This window comes from Curtobacterium sp. MMLR14_002 (genome assembly GCF_001864975.1).
GTDB classification, from domain to species: Bacteria; Actinomycetota; Actinomycetes; order Actinomycetales; family Microbacteriaceae; genus Curtobacterium; species Curtobacterium flaccumfaciens.
Genome location: NZ_MJGT01000110.1, coordinates 1 through 253, shown reverse-complemented (window position 1 = coordinate 253; position 253 = coordinate 1). Strand labels below are relative to the sequence as shown.

Sequence of the window (253 nt, the reverse complement as noted above, 5' to 3'; positions counted from 1 at the left end):
CCACCATCGCCCGTGTTGCGACCGCTCTTCTTAACCCGGGGAGGGTGGGACTCATCGCTGTCGAGAGCATGGCTCTCGGACTTCCGATCGTGACGACGTCTGGTACGCGCCACGCGCCCGAATACGAGTACCTCGTTCCAGGGGTCAGCGCCGTCGAGGTCCCTCCCATTGCGAGCGAGTTGGCCGCGACAATGCAGCGCATGACGCAGGATTCGGAGCAGATGGACGGGCTGCGTCGAGCGCTGTCCGCGAG

The 253-nt window shown here is 65.2% G+C and carries 1 protein-coding gene; it reads left to right on the top strand.

Going from position 1 to position 253, the window contains the following annotated elements; genetic code table 11:
* Positions 1–44: 44 nt before the first annotated feature.
* A partial coding sequence (locus BIU91_RS19210) for a hypothetical protein (protein WP_216099681.1) occupies positions 45–253 on the top strand: 209 nt, incomplete at its 3' end.